This window comes from Anoxybacillus sp. (genome assembly GCF_036834105.1).
Classification (GTDB): domain Bacteria; phylum Bacillota; class Bacilli; order Bacillales; family Anoxybacillaceae; genus Anoxybacillus.
In genome coordinates, this window is record NZ_DAITON010000056.1 from 1 (window position 1) to 14,569 (window position 14,569).

10 protein-coding genes are annotated in these 14,569 nt (G+C 44.7%); all 10 read right to left on the reverse strand.

All coding sequences use genetic code 11. The annotated features are described in order from the left end of the window. Positions 1–787: GerAB/ArcD/ProY family transporter (locus V7Z64_RS07220; RefSeq protein WP_334109893.1), on the reverse strand; the 787-nt coding region annotated here is incomplete at its 3' end. Then, a complete protein-coding gene (locus tag V7Z64_RS07225) occupies positions 784–2,247 on the reverse strand; it encodes a spore germination protein (RefSeq protein ID WP_297987653.1) in 1,464 nt (487 codons plus the stop codon). The genes V7Z64_RS07220 and V7Z64_RS07225, both read right to left, overlap by 4 nt. 81 nt (positions 2,248–2,328) lie before the next feature. Beyond that, positions 2,329–5,220 carry an ATP-binding protein gene (locus V7Z64_RS07230; protein WP_297987655.1) on the reverse strand — a complete coding sequence of 964 codons (2,892 nt, stop codon included), beginning with the start codon at positions 5,218–5,220 and terminating at the stop codon, positions 2,329–2,331. After that, positions 5,204–5,578 carry a response regulator transcription factor gene (locus V7Z64_RS07235; protein ID WP_003396658.1) on the reverse strand — a complete coding sequence of 125 codons (375 nt, stop codon included), beginning with the start codon at positions 5,576–5,578 and terminating at the stop codon, positions 5,204–5,206. Before V7Z64_RS07235 ends, V7Z64_RS07230 begins: the two co-directional genes overlap by 17 nt. Further along, on the reverse strand, positions 5,560–8,784 hold the full coding sequence (locus V7Z64_RS07240; RefSeq protein ID WP_297987659.1) for a hypothetical protein: 3,225 nt from the start codon (positions 8,782–8,784) through the stop codon (positions 5,560–5,562). The genes V7Z64_RS07235 and V7Z64_RS07240 overlap by 19 nt, the downstream gene beginning before the upstream one ends. Then, the gene (locus V7Z64_RS07245; RefSeq protein ID WP_297987660.1) at positions 8,781–10,166 is read right to left on the reverse strand and encodes a glycosyltransferase family 2 protein; all 1,386 of its coding nucleotides are present in this window, start codon (positions 10,164–10,166) and stop codon (positions 8,781–8,783) included. Before V7Z64_RS07245 ends, V7Z64_RS07240 begins: the two co-directional genes overlap by 4 nt. Next, on the reverse strand, positions 10,159–11,199 hold the full coding sequence (locus V7Z64_RS07250) for a HEAT repeat domain-containing protein (RefSeq protein ID WP_297987662.1): 1,041 nt from the start codon (positions 11,197–11,199) through the stop codon (positions 10,159–10,161). Before V7Z64_RS07250 ends, V7Z64_RS07245 begins: the two co-directional genes overlap by 8 nt. Positions 11,200–11,201: 2 nt before the next feature. After that, entirely contained in the window at positions 11,202–12,812 is a 1,611-nt protein-coding gene (locus V7Z64_RS07255) for a diguanylate cyclase (protein WP_297987664.1), read from the reverse strand. 17 nt (positions 12,813–12,829) lie between these two features. Beyond that, positions 12,830–13,735: a chemotaxis protein gene (locus V7Z64_RS07260; protein WP_297987666.1), complete on the reverse strand. Its 906-nt coding sequence runs from the start codon at positions 13,733–13,735 to the stop codon at positions 12,830–12,832. A gap of 68 nt (positions 13,736–13,803) precedes the next feature. Then, the gene (locus tag V7Z64_RS07265; protein ID WP_297987668.1) at positions 13,804–14,442 is read right to left on the reverse strand and encodes a glycoside hydrolase domain-containing protein; all 639 of its coding nucleotides are present in this window, start codon (positions 14,440–14,442) and stop codon (positions 13,804–13,806) included. Positions 14,443–14,569: the final 127 nt, after the last annotated feature.

Below are 14,569 nucleotides of genomic sequence, written 5' to 3' on the forward strand. Positions count from 1 at the left end.
TGACGATTGTAAACATCGACAGCGACGCCCAAATGGTCACATCGAGCTGCTTTGGGCTAAAAAAGGCGATCGCAATAATTGTCACCATGGCGACGAGAACCGTCGTCAACATGACGCCTAGCTGGGCATAACGATGGACACGTTGTTTTTCCTTCACAAACGGATAAATCACGTACAATACTTCAAAACCGAGCATCGTATACGCCGTTTTTAACACCCCTTTTGCCATTTGTGTCGGGGTCGCTTCGAAAACGGGCTGTAAATGAATCCATTCCGCATATTTGAGCGGCTGAAAGGCGACGATGACAATCCAAATGGTCATAAAAAACGTTAAAAAACTCACCCCCGCAACGAGCCGAAATCCCCCCCCATACAACGCATATACCGTTAAAACAACTAAAATAAGCGCCCCGCCCCAAAGCGGAAAATCGGGATACATCCACGTCAATGCCATTTCAACGTAACCGAGTAAAATGGACGTATATGCCATTACAAAATAGGCGACAACAAGCGCGTTGGCGATCCAGCCGAACACGCGCCCGTAAACGAACGTATGAAGCGAGAAGATGTTGTCATGTTCCGTTGACGTTAACGTTTTATACATGACGAAAACGACGAGATGAATCCATAATCCGCTCAAGAAAACAGCAATCCATGCATCTTGGCGCGCCTCGACAAAAATGACGCGCTGCACCCCGACGATGCCGAGCCCGATTTGTGCGGTATGGATAAGAAAAAACACGAGATAAGCGTTAATGGACAACCGTTCGTTTGGCGTTTTCATCATTCATCCAAATCCTTTCGTTTCATCGCTTCACGCCAGGAAAACCGACGAGCATTTTGCGGACGATTCGTTTTCGGACGTTCGTTATAAAACTTTTGCGGCAAACGAATCAACGCATATTTCATATCGGTGAAACGAAACGGATAAACGGGCGACAAATACGGACGTCCAAGCGACGTGAGTTTCAACAAATGAATAAGCAGTACGCTCACGCCGATCAATATACCGACAAGTCCCCAAAGCGCCGCTAATAAAATAATTGGAAAGCGTAAAATACGGATTGTCGCGCCCATCTCATAACTTGGCGCGGTAAATGAGCCAAGCGCACTTAACGCGACGATAATGATAAGCACGTTGCTCGTAAAACCTGCATCAACTGCCGCTTGTCCAAGGACGATCCCGCCGACGATACCCATCGTTTGACCGACTTTTGTCGGCAAGCGCGCTCCTGCTTCGCGCAACAGCTCAATCATAAATTCAAGAAACAACGCTTCAATGACGGGAGGAAATGGGACGCGCGAACGCGATTCCCCAATCGTCAAAAGCAAAGCGGACGGAATGACTTCGTAATGATACGTAATGACAGCAACATAAAGCGGCGATAAAAAAATGGAAGCAAAAATGCCAAGCATGCGAATCGCGCGCAATACAGTGCTCATCGTCCAACGTAAATAAATATCTTCTGTCGTTTCAAAAAAGCTAAAAAACGTCGTTGGACAAATAATGACGGTCGGACTGCGGTCAACGAAAATGCCGATGCGTCCTTTCATTAAACTGTACGCTAATCGGTCAGGAAGCTCCGTTAATAAATATTGCGGAAAAATGGTATATGCATGATCGTCTAATAGTTGGGCTAATACGGAGCTGTCGATCACTTCGTCAATGTGAAGCTCGGACAGCCGTTGTATGACCGTTTGAACGTTTTCTTTATCGGCAATATCTTCGATGTACACGACGCGTACCTCAAGCGAATTGCGCACCCCGATCGCCATTTTTTCCGTCACTAATTTCGCATCGGTTACATTTTGGCGCAAAATACGAATATTTGTGTCAATCGACTCCGTAAACGACATTTTCGGTCCGAGGACGAGCGACTCTGTTTCTGCCTTTTCAAGCGAACGTTCTACTTTTTCAGCGATGTTGACGGCAAGCCCGCGCGCTTCGCCTTCAATATATACACCCGCCCAACCGTCGCGTATGTAAGACGCCATCTCTTTTTCTGTTTCGCATACGTGCACCGCACCGATCGGCAAACAGCGAACGAGCTGTTTTAACGATACGTCTTCTTGGTCGTGAATAAATGCCAACACGTTTTGTTGCAAGTGGTCATGATTAATTAAATTGCTTAAAAATAAGACGTCGACCGTTTTCCTTTTGCATTGGATGCGCCGACACATCAAATCTGGCGAGTGGGCAAGCTGTTTGGCAATATGTTCTACTCGATTTTTTTTCGAAAACCACATCGTCTTGCCCCCTTTTTCTTCCGCTTCGTTTTTTCCTAGTTTGCAATGAATAGCGTTTTTTATGCAAAAAAAGAGGAAACCTTATTTGGCTTCCTCTTGAGGGAGCGGAATAAAAATTTCCCCTTGCCGCTCTTTATTTAATAACATTTGTAAAATCGTTTTCGATAGTTGGCTCGGTTGATATGGCTTTACAAGATAACTATTCGCCCCGAGCGCCAATCCTTTTTCCCGCTCTTCTAATGCGGAAGAAATAATGATTGGAATATGGGCGAGTTTTTTATTTTCTTTTAATTGTTTTAACACGTCCCAGCCTGATGCGTCATGCTCCTCTAACATAATATCTAGCACGACCGCATCCGGCTTTTCTTTTTGAATGAGCTCAATCGCTTCTTTTCCCTCTTTCACATGTTTGACGCGAAATCCGCTATCTTTTAATTCAGTTTCTAATAGCGCCGCTAAATTTTCATCATCTTCAACAATCACGACGTGCGCATGCGCTTGTTTATCGCTGTTGTCGCGCTCATCTTCCTCATCATGAGCCAAAGCGACGAGCGGGAGGGAGACGGTAAACGTGCTTCCTTTTTTCAGCTCTGATGTGACGCTCACTTCCCCTTCGTGCGCTTTCACAATTTCTTTCACGATCGCAAGCCCAAGCCCTGTTCCACCGATGCGGCGGCGGTCGGAGTTATCGACGCGATAAAATTTTGTAAATATGTTTGGCAGCGCTTCTTCTGGAATGCCCAGCCCTTCGTCTTTCACGTCGATGTATAAGCGATTGTTTTGTTCATATATGCGCACAGTCACGTTGCCGCCATCTGGCGAATATTTGATGGCGTTGCTAATTAAATTCGTAAACACTTGCGCCAATTTATCGCGGTCGCCGAGCACGGTCGTTTTGTCCGTCTCTTTTTGAACGTGAAACGTATGAATCGTCGTATTCACTTTTTGCGTGTCTATCACATGTTCAATGATGGACACGATATCTTCGTATTTTTTATCGTACGTTTGCTTTCCTGACTCCATTCGCTGCACGTCTAAAAAGTCGTTAATGAGCGCTGTTAACCGTTTTGCTTCTTGATAAATCGTCGTTAAATATTTCTTTTGTCGCTCTGGCTTCAATTCCTTTGTTAACATCAGTTCTGTAAAGCCAAGCACGCTTGATAGCGGCGTACGCAACTCGTGGCTGACGGTGCTGACAAATTCAGACTTCATTTGATCGACTTCAAACTGTTTCGTAATGTCGCGATGGACAAATACCGTCCCTTGTCGTTCCCCGTTACGATATAACGGTTTCGCATATACTTGCATCACTTTCCGCTTTTGCGGCAGATGGTACACAAACGGTTCATGTTCTTCATCGCCGTTAAAAATAACAGCCCGTAAATAGTCGCATAACGTTTTGCCTGCATCAGACTGTTCAACTAGGCCGCGCGCCCATTGTTCGTAGCTTGCCCCTTCAAGCTCAGCAATCGTCTCTTTTTGAAGCAAGTCGGCCATTTGTTTATTGACGATGACGCTATGACCATCGCGGTCAACGAAGTGAATGCCTTCTTGCACCGTATTTAAAATATGTTGTACCGTCTCACGCGCTTGCTCCGTCTGTTCGTATAGCTCGATTTTTTGAAGGGAAATCGATATTTGTCTCGTTAAGCCGACATATTCTTGCACTTCCTCGTCCGAAAACGGTCCGCCAAAGCGACTGAACACTAAAATGGCTTGCACGTCGCTTTCATTCGAAAGAACAGGTAAAAAAATGTCGTGCACGTACATCGTCTCTTCATGATACCCTTTTTCCGATTCTGCCACTTCCCTTTTTAATACAAACGGCTTCTTTTGTTCAAACAACCGTTGATGCAATCCGTTGTATACGTACGTTAAAAATTGTTCGACTCCGTGCGGTGACAGGCCGAATGCCGCATACGTCTTTTCATCGTTCATAAGCACGATCATGCCGCGATCCGCTTCCATGACGCGCGCCATGTTGAAGACGATGCTTTGTAATACGTCTTGCCGATCGAGCGAATTCGATAAACTTTGTATAAAGTCGTTATATCGCTTTAATTCCCGTTCGCGCGCTTGCATCGCTTCAAGCGCTTGTTCGAGTTCTGCTTGTTGCACTTCTAGTTCATCTTGTTGGGCAAGCAATTCTTCGTTATGCGCCATTAACGTTTCTTCTTTCTCTTGAATGCTCGCTAACATTTTCCGAAACGCTTGGGCGAGCTTCCCAATTTCATCTTCGCGAGCGGTATGGACGACGTCGTCGTTATGCACTTGTTCGTCTTTTGCGATTTTTTCTGCCATGTTGGCGAGAGCACGAAGCGGGATTCCAATTTTTTTTGTCATGATGCGCGCAATGATAATAAGCAAAAATAACATGAAAAAGACGAATACGATAAACGCCGTTTGAGCCGTTTGCTGCTCGTTACTTAACTGTCGAAAGGCACCATCTAATTGGTCACTTAAGCTGTTTTTATACGTTTTCATTTGCAATTGAAATTGTTGAATGGATGCGGTGCCGCCATTTTCCGATAAGCTTAATACTTTTTTAATATTGCCGTTTTCAAACGCTTCAATCGCTTCCGGGACGAGACGTCCGAAATAATATTGCGCAAATTGGCGCGCTTTCACAATAAATTGCGTATCTTCTTTTGTTGTTGCTGCACTTTCTAACAGGTCAAGCGCGGTTTGAGCGTTTTCTTGTTCGCGGAAAATGCTTAACTTAAACTCTTTTCGGTTGAAGGCTAAATAGCCGCGCGCATCGGAAAACGCTTGGTTGAACGCTCGTTCGATTTCTTGTGCGTATTTCATTTTCGTTTCAATTTCGTTCTTTTTTTGTTCAAACGATGCGACTAACGATGATTGATACGCCGAAAGGGCAATCGCCCCGACGATAAAGATGACTAAAAATGACGCGACAAGTAAAACAAACTGTCTCACTAAACTTTGCCGAAAATAGTTACGCATCTTCTCCATGTAAAATCGCCTCAATTCGTTCCACTAATTCAAGCGGGCTGTACGGCTTTGCCATAAAGTAGTCGGCGCCGGCTGCCAGCACGCGCTCTTTGTCCGCTTGTTGACTTTTTGCCGATAACATCATAATCTTTACATGTTTTTTATCGGGCATATTGCGCACATGTTGAATGACTTCTAAGCCGGTATATATTGGCATCATGTAATCAAGCAAAATTAAGTCGTAATCGTTTTGTTTAATCATTTCAATCGCTTCTTCGCCATCGCACGCTTCGTCAATGTCGTGCCCTTCATCTTCGAGCGTATCGACGACAAGCATGCGCAACACTTCTTCATCTTCGGCTAATAAAATTTTCGCCATGATCGTCTCTCCCTTTCGATTTGTTTATATGTTTCTTTCACAATCGTGTACGATCGCTTGAGCCGCTCATGATATGTCGGCTCTTCCCATGCGTCCCACGTGTACGTATAAAACTGTTTTGCGTCGATCCAGCCATTTTGTTGTGCCGGATAGGAGAAGTCCTTTTCATATACACCGACGCGAATACGATCAATCGTTCGACTGCTCGCCAACCCTTCTTGCCACATATCGCCTATCACTTCATGCATGCTCGGGTCTTTGACGTTTAACAGCGCCCACGGAATGCGAATTTCATATCCATCTTTTTGTTTGCTCACACTGACGTCCGTTAACGAATTGTACGCTTCATCGTTCGGATTCGCTGTGCCAAACGTCATAACACCCGTTTCGTAAAAGTCGAACGGATACGTTTTTCCTTTAATTTGTAGCTTTTTATTGAGCGTCAAACGAATCGGATGATATACGCCGTTATTTTTTTTGTTCGCATATGGGAGGCGAGCAATCATTTGCAACATATGTCCATAATGATAATAGAACGAATCGTAATAACTATCAATCCATAATCGCCCTTCTTTTTCCCCACGTAGATGGAGAACGAAATCGACCCCTTCTGTCCGCACGTTCGGCACATCGAGAATCGTCGATTGTCCTTGATTAAGTATCGTATCAAACAATATATAGACGTCTTTGTCTTGCATAACAGTTGTGTCGTAACGAATGTAAACGTACCGCTCGTCGCTCGTCATATAAAGCGCGCGGCCGTGCTGTTTGAACGCAGGACGGATGCCGAGAAACTCCCAGTCTCCTTTTCTTCCATCTACTTTTATCATCATCGTTTCATTTTCGGTCGGATCAAAGCTAAGCAATCCGAATTGTTGCTCGTTCGTTTGGGCGTTGGACCAAAACGGACGCCGATCAGGATTGTCGTAGTCCATCGTGTTCCACGTTCGTTTAAACCATTCGTCTTGCCACGTAAAAATAAATCCGCCCGCCATTTGTTCATGGACGATATCTTCAAATAGTTTTTTGTTTATGAGCCCTTGTTGTTGTTCGGAATGAAATCCTTGATTCATGCCGTATACGTTGCGGTGCGTCATGCCGCGCGACGATGGCACGCCAAATTCGGCGACGACGATCGGTAGGCGATGCGCTCGTTTCATATCGTGCAAATAGCCGGCATAGTTGTTTTTCTCACCGCGATGATCGATGTAATTCACATATTTTGGCTCATAGTTTAAAAAGTCTGGATAATACGGATAAATGTGATACGAAGCAAATAAGCCGCCATGCATCGCTTTTGTCGCATATATGACGTTCGGATTGACCGATACGAAATCTTCTTTTTCTAACGGTTCGCTCGGATGCGTTAACAAATCGGTTGTCACCCAGTTTGTAAAGCTGACTGGCCGTTGCCAGCCGTACGTTTTCGTTTCATAAGCAATCGCTTCATCCATCATGCGCGCCAGCCAAATTTCAAACGGCGACGCTCCTTTCGTATATACGTATTCCCCTTGATAGTCGGGCAAACCAGCATGTTTTACATTCGTCGCATAAACGACGGTCGGCTCCCACTCGACACCGAAAATCCAGCCGAGCACATACGAGGAAATGTCGTATGGGTATATGCCGCTTGCATGTCCCGGGCGCGGAGCAATCGCTGCTTTCCCATGAACGATATCGATCGTTCGCTTTATTTCTGCGACAAACTCATCTGTATTTTCTTTTGCAAACGCATCGTTCGTGCGCAAAAACGTTTCTTCATTCACCCAAACTCCATGAAATAAATAAAGAGGGCGTTCGGCAATCATGTTGTATTCATAAAACGCTTCGTAAAACGCCGGTGGATGAATCGTATATACGCGAACGGCGTTTGCATGCATCGCGCCAATTTGTTTAAACCATCGGAAATATTGTTCTTTCGTAATCGCTGTTTCCCCCGGGAAATGACCCGGCTTTGCGATTCCCATATTCACTCCTTTTAACAGCACATTTTTCCATTTTCCGTTTTTATACACTTGTACATATTGCTCTCCGACTCGTCCAGCGAGTTGAATGCCATCGTCTGTTTTGGCGACCGCCCGCTCAACCGTCCGCTTTTCTTCGTCATGCACATGTTCCAAAATCGTTTTCATCATCGGGACGTACGCTTTCCAATAAAACGATGCGATGCTGTTCGGGTCATGACGCGTCGTCCATTTCCGCCATATATCGATGCCGACCGTTTGGTAAATGTTCGGGACATCGCCGTAATCAGCGTAATCGCCGCAAAAATAGTACGCATCGTACCGATTGTTGCGATGATGAACGATCGCTGGAAACGTTGTCGGCAACCCGATCGCTCGTAATTTTTCTTCCCCGCTTTTCGATAGCGAAAGGGTATACGTCGCTAACACTTCATCGTCATATAGCGGCTTGACAATATCAAACCAATACGAATACGGAATCGAGCCATCAATCCCGAGCTCTTTTTCCCCTTTGTTCGTCGGGGTAAACAGCACCCCTTGTTTGCCGATTTCTTTTTCATGTAAAATGACGAGCTGATCCGATTCATTGACGAGCACGTAACCCGGTCCGGTAAACGTATATCGTTTATCGTATTGTTTTTCGTAGTTTTCTCTTACCCAAACAGGTACTTCGTCATCTTCAAGCTTCGGGAAATAGCGGCCAATCCAGCCCGACCATTCGACGTTTAATAACGAATAAAACGTTTCGCGAACAGGTCGTTCCGTTGGGCTAGCAAACGAGTTAAACTCGGCAATGAGCGTTTTGTTTTCTTCAAACAGCGCATCGTGCAAGTGATTGACTTCTTGTTCTGTCAAACCGCCGTACACTTTTTTCGAACGTTTCCCTTTCTTTTTTTCAGCGGTGAAGTCATGTTCGTATACACCATACGTATCCGCTACGTAAATGACATCGTACTCTTGCAACGATTTTGGCCATGGACGTTCTTTTTTCGTTTTCGGTATAAAGCCAACGTAATCGGTTTTTACATCGTAACGCGTCCCGTCTTGTTTCACATATTTTTGTTGGTTTAATAGCCAAACGAGCCCTTCATGTTCACGATACGTTTCATCAGGAACGGTTTTATTGACAATAAGCGTGTGTAACGTTGTCTCGGGCTTTAGTTTCCATAACCAATACGGTGAAGAAATGGCAAGAAACATAAATAGTACGTATACAATGAGCCATCGTTGTCGTTTCATCATTTCGACACACCTTTTCTTTTCATTTCTCCCCAACCTTTTCTTTTTAAAAGCGCATCGACAATGCCTTCACAGCGCCATAATACCGTCAACGGACGATACCATAACGTCTCTGTAAAAGAGTAAAAAAAGAGGCGCACGACGTCGGATACGTTTGAAAATTTTCGAATCGTCCATTCTTCTAACAACACAGCCGCCATCGAGAAAATCGAGCCGTACAAAACGGAGACGAGAAATAGCAAAATAGCAAACTCGATATATACGTCGCCTAAGATGAGCGAAATGACGATGAGCATATATCCAATCAGCTCGACGACAGGTCCGAAAAATTCAATGAGTAAAAAATACGGCATCGAAATGAGCCCGATCGAGCCGTAACGCGGGTTAAACCACATGCGGCGATGAAGCCAAAGGCTTTCAAGCAGCCCGCGATGCCAGCGGCGGCGCTGTTTGCGTAAATCTGTCAGCGACTCTGGTGCTTCCGTCCAACAAACCGGATCGGGTACGTACACAATTTTTTTATTCGCGTTCGTTTCTTTCACTAGTCGATGAAGACGGACGACAAGCTCCATATCTTCCCCGACCGTATGCGCATATCCCCCGGCGCGAATGACCCATTGTTTTGAAAAGACACCGAAAGCGCCTGAAACGATGAGCAATAAATTGTGGCGGCTTAATCCGATACGTCCCATTAAAAACGCGCGCAAATATTCAATGACTTGCATAACGACGAGCGGTTGACGGGATAGCGCAATGCGCACGACTTCTCCTTTTTCAATGTCGCAGCCGTTGGCGATGCGCACACTTCCACCTGATGCGATCACTTCTTCATCTGAGTCGATAATCGGCTTCATCACTTTTAAAAAGGCGCGCCGCTCAATAACGGAATCGCCATCAATCGAGCAAACGTACGGATAAGATGAAAAATTAATGCCAGCGTTTAACGCATCCGCCTTCCCGCCATTTTCTTTATCGATCACAAATAAATGGGAAAACTTTCGCGAGCGATATACTGCCCGAACACGTGCCGTTGGTAGCTGTTGGCGAATGACGCGCTTCATTTCAACAAGGTCAAAATCTCGTTTCAATCGCTCAAGCGTATCGTCTGTTGATCCGTCGTTAATGACGACAATTTCATATTGCGGATACTCGATGCTAAGTAGCGACCGCACCGTCGCGAAAATGCCTGCTTCTTCATTGTAGGCAGGCACTAAAATAGAAACCGGTTTCGTATAACTGACATCGAGCATTTCTTCATACGGTTCCCATTCGTCCAATTCGTACATGCGGCGCAATTGAACGAACGAAACAACGAGTAAAAACGTATAAAACAAAATGACCGCCAGCATAAAATAAAAGACGAACATCGCTGCCATGTCAATCATGTTCTCGACCTCTTTCTAACCATTCAAGCGCCATATCGCGCGCGTAGCGGTCGTCTGATGTTTGCGCAATATGTTCGAGTATGTCCAGTCCGTTCGGCATGCGCAACAACGCTTCCGCCGCTTGCGACCGAACGGAAAATACAGCATCTTTCATTAACAAGACAATATGATCGACCATTTCTTGCCGGCGCGTACGTGCGCACAGTCGTAATGCCATTAAACGCTCTTGCCACACAGGAGATTGGAAATGAACGCGCAATTGTTCAACGTCGAGTGGATATGCCATTTGTGCCAACGCTTTTAATGCACGAACGCGATATTCGCTTTGTTCATGTCGAAGCAATGTACGTAAAAATGGGACGTGCGGAAACTTTTGCATAATGCCAATCATGTCAACGATCGCATATTGTATTTTTTCATGCCAATCGAAAAAATGATCGACCATTTTCGCAAACGTATCGTCGTCCATGCGCGATAAAATGAGGCGATAATCAAATTGCGTAAACGACTCGTCAACATGTTTCATATATTCATATACGTGCGGATGTTGAAAAAGCGCAAACATGTTCAATAGTTGACGCCTTTCCATCGTCGTCACACGTTTTTGTTCGTACATGTTCTCTAATTCGGGCAAGAGGGAGCGAATCTTAAAATCTTCAATGTAAAAGAGGGCGTTCATTCGTCTGCCGAGCCGGCGATGATACAATTGCTTGCGCAAATAGTCGGCAAAATACGTTTCAGCTAACGATGTCACGCGCGCGCTCACATCTCCGTTGGCGAGCACGCGGATAAAATGGTCGAGCAATTCGATCATCGCGACATATTGTGCAGACGATGATGGAGCGGGCACTTGTTCATCTCCGTACGCTACATAACGAAGTAACATCGGTTCGTACAATCGTTTGTACGTCTCTACTTCTTTTTTCCAACGCGCATCTTTTCTTTTTTGCACAATTAAATAAAGAAAAATGATTAGCAAAATGATCCATAATGTCACGACGATCAAACTAAATAACATAAGTGGATTCGACATCGTTAATTCATCCTCTTTAACATATGACGTATTCTTGCTTCAAGCTCGAGCAATTTAAACGGTTTCGTCATATAATCATCCGCACCAAGTTCAAGCGCACGCGCAATATCGCTTTCGCTTTTTCGCGCCGTTAACATAATAATTTTATAGCGCGATGAATTTTTTTGACTACGCAATTGTTGGAGCACTTCTAGCCCGTCTAATTTTGGCATGACGCCATCTAAAATGACGAGACACGGCTCTTTTCCTTCATGCCAATCGGATGACATAAATTGCTCTCCATCTTTAAACGTACGCAACTCAAGCGTCACTCGTTCTTTAGCAAACATTTTTTGTACGACATCCGCTACAATGGCACGCACGATCGCATCATCATCGACAATTGCCACTTTTACCGTGCGACGATACGACGTTTCTTGTTGTTTCGCTAAAACGACGCAGTTTCTTCCTGTATTTTTCGCCTCGTACAACGCAGAGTCTGCCAATTCAATCCAATATCCGATCGGTTTAGACGGGTCGTTCACTTCAGCAATGCCTGTCGAAAATGTGCAAAAAAACGTCGTTTCACCGCTTTGGAACGGCATGCGTTCAAATTGTTCACGCAATCGTTCGAACACAAGCAATGCTTCCCCTGCTTCTGTCGCCGGCAATAACACGACAAATTCCTCTCCGCCAAAACGAATCACGATGTCGCGCGCGCGTACGTTCGTTTGTAAAAATTGCGCAAATTGCTTAAGCACAACGTCGCCAATTAAATGGCCGTATTGGTCGTTTACTTGTTTGAAATGGTCGATATCAAGCACAGCTAAACAAAATGGTTCATGCGTGCGATGCCAGTCGCTTTTTAACTGCTCGTACGCTTGTTTTAAATACTTTCGGTTATAGACGTGCGTCAGTTCATCTAACAGAAGCAGTTCATCAATGAGTTTCTTCCGCTCAAGTTGTCGGCGAATGCGCACGATAAATTCATCGATCGCAAACGGCTTCGGAATAAAATCGTCCGCACCCATTTCGTAGCTTTTCATGCGCGTCTCTTTTCGGTCATCAATGCTCACCATAATCATCGGCACAAATTGTTGTTTTAATTTTTCTTTTAAAAACGTAAGTACCTCAAAGCCGGTTTTCGTTTGCATATGAATGTCGATGACGACGCAATCCGGGCGGACGTCATAAAAGGAAGCGACCGCTTTGATCGGGTCAGCAATAGCAACGACATACCATCCGCTCTGTTCGAGCTGCTCTTTTACATACATTAAAAACGACGGGTCATCATCAATGAGTAAAACGGTCGGTTCATCCCCTTTTTTCGCCCCTTGTTCGTTTGACGCAACATCACCTATTTGTTGCTCGTAACAAAGTTGAAAAAGCGGGGCGAGTCGCTCCTTCACATCTTCTGCTTTCCATTGCTTTTGTTCATCTTCGCCCCACTGTTCCATGAGTTGTCGTGCATAGTTGCCGATATCGTTCATGCCGATCATCGCTGCCGTACCGGCAATAGAATGAAGAAGACGATACACATCTTGATGGGCGATTTCTTCAACCGTTTCCCATTCTTCTAACCGTTTGCGAATATTTTTTAAAAAATGTTGGCGATATTTGTCGTAACGATCCATAACTATCCCCTACTATGTTATAAAATGTATTGATCGATCACCTGGACGAGTTCAGCAATTTCTGGTTTACTCACTTGCGCTGTCGCACCGACGCGTTCCCCTTTATGACGAAGGTCATCTGTAATAAGCGATGAGAAAATGACGACAGGTAAGTGTTTTAGTTTGTCATCTTCACGAATACGTTTTGTGAAATGATGACCGTCCATTTGCGGCATTTCAATATCGGTAATAACGAGCTGCACTTCGCTTTCAACTGGCTTTCCTTTTTCAACAATCGATTGTAAATAGTGAAGCGCATCTTCCCCATTTTCAAAAAACTCAACGTACACATAGCCCGCTTCTGCAAGCGTATCGTGAAGCAGTTTACGCAAAAGCGGGGAATCTTCGGCAACGATTAGTTTTTTATTCGATCGGTCACGTTTACCTAATTTTTTTACGCGATCGACGTTGATGCCTGATTGCGGGTTAATGTCTACGACAATTTTTTCAAAATCAAGCAATAAAATCATGTTTCCGTTTAATTTCACAACACCGATAATTTGGCTCTCTAATCCTTGATACATGTGCGACGGTTTTTCGATTTGCTTCCATGATATGCGGTGAATTTGTGTGACGTTATGGACGTGAAACACGACTTTTTGTTGATTAAACTGTGCGACAATATATTTATCTTGCGCTGGGTTTTGCGATGGTCCGAAACCGAGCGCTTTCGCTAAATCGATGAGCGGAAGCACCTCGCCGCGCAATTCGATAATGCCTTCAATGTACGGGTGGGCATGCGGTACTTTCGTCGGCGCGATCGGATGAATAATTTCTTTCACTTTAATGACGTTAATTGCAAAGCGATTGCCACCAATTAAAAATTCGACAATTTCTAGTTCATTCGTTCCACTTTCTAACAAAATTCCATGTTTATTTTCCATAAAACAGCCTCCATTACGACATCATTTATTGCTATTTTATCACATTTCTTATGTGCAACGAACAAATTTTAATATAAGTACTCGCTCACTTTTCGATTCGCGACGTTCGTGTCGATCGGGCAAAGGTCGGCATCGCGTCCGTATTGCCATATCCAGACGTTTGCGCGGCAGTTCGGCACATGCGGACGAAATGTTGGCGCTTTTGCCGCAGATGTCGTTCCCGAACGAGGATAAGAGCTCCATATGATCGTCTGTTGGGCGACGCGCTCATCATTTTTTATCGCTTCACAATACGCCTCACGAAACGCACCAATCGTCGGATTGGCATACATGCCCGGACGATAGCCGCTCGGATAAAACGTATCGACCCATGCGCGAATCCACGCTTCATCGACTTGAAATTCATCTTCAATATTAGCAAAAATGGCGGTATTGTTCGGAATACGTAATCTTCGCGCATGGAAAATGGCGTTTCGCGCTGCGATTTTCCCCCTTTCATATTGCGTCGCCTCACGAAATGCATTGTAAATCGGAGCAATTTTCACCCCTCGTCCACGAATAAAAGCGATTTCTTCTTGCGTCAAACCGTCTGACACGTTCGGAACAGTCGTCACATATCTTCCCCAAAATTGCGGAAAGCCGTATTGTTGCCGCACGCATGTAAATAACGTCTCCGTCACTTTCGCTGCTGAATCAACACCCCACATGCATCATTCCCCCTTGTGCGCGTTTCTTTCCATATATATGCGAATGATACATGTCTAAACAAAACTTTCAACTTATATAAATATTACTTTATTCCTAGGTAAAAATCACTATAATAAAAATAGAGAT

Coding starts and splice junctions, on each gene's coding strand:
- V7Z64_RS07260 (WP_297987666.1), bottom strand. CDS start 13,735: ATGGAAAATAAACATGGAATTTTGTTAGAAAGTGGAACGAATGAACTA.
- V7Z64_RS07245 (WP_297987660.1), bottom strand. CDS start 10,166: ATGATTGACATGGCAGCGATGTTCGTCTTTTATTTTATGCTGGCGGTC.
- V7Z64_RS07250 (WP_297987662.1), bottom strand. CDS start 11,199: ATGTCGAATCCACTTATGTTATTTAGTTTGATCGTCGTGACATTATGG.
- V7Z64_RS07235 (WP_003396658.1), bottom strand. CDS start 5,578: ATGGCGAAAATTTTATTAGCCGAAGATGAAGAAGTGTTGCGCATGCTT.
- V7Z64_RS07225 (WP_297987653.1), bottom strand. CDS start 2,247: ATGTGGTTTTCGAAAAAAAATCGAGTAGAACATATTGCCAAACAGCTT.
- V7Z64_RS07240 (WP_297987659.1), bottom strand. CDS start 8,784: ATGATGAAACGACAACGATGGCTCATTGTATACGTACTATTTATGTTT.
- V7Z64_RS07230 (WP_297987655.1), bottom strand. CDS start 5,220: ATGGAGAAGATGCGTAACTATTTTCGGCAAAGTTTAGTGAGACAGTTT.
- V7Z64_RS07255 (WP_297987664.1), bottom strand. CDS start 12,812: ATGGATCGTTACGACAAATATCGCCAACATTTTTTAAAAAATATTCGC.
- V7Z64_RS07265 (WP_297987668.1), bottom strand. CDS start 14,442: ATGTGGGGTGTTGATTCAGCAGCGAAAGTGACGGAGACGTTATTTACA.